Below are 305 nucleotides of genomic sequence, written 5' to 3' on the forward strand. Positions count from 1 at the left end.
AAAGATGGATCAGTTATTTTGGTACAAGGAACTGATTATGGATTAGATTATAGTAATAATATCAATGTTGGTACAGCCACTGTAACGCTTAGCGGAATTGGGAATTATGCAGCAGATAAAGAAATTAACTTTACGATTCTACCAAAAAGCATCAATATTTTAATAGCAGATCAAGAGAAAGACTATGGCGCCCAAGATCCTGTTTTAGTATTTACAGCAGATCCAAACCTTTTTGGAGCAGATGCATTTACAGGAACTTTAACCCGAGAATCTGGCGAGGCAGTTGGAACGTATTTGATAACTTC

General features: G+C 36.4%; 1 protein-coding gene. It reads left to right on the forward strand.

Annotation, left to right across the window (positions count from 1 at the left end; translation table 11 throughout):
• A partial coding sequence (locus tag Q0662_RS11940) for an MBG domain-containing protein (RefSeq protein WP_298950171.1) occupies positions 1-305 on the forward strand: 305 nt, incomplete at both ends.

Source organism: uncultured Polaribacter sp., assembly GCF_947503855.1.
Taxonomy (GTDB): Bacteria; Bacteroidota; Bacteroidia; order Flavobacteriales; family Flavobacteriaceae; genus Polaribacter.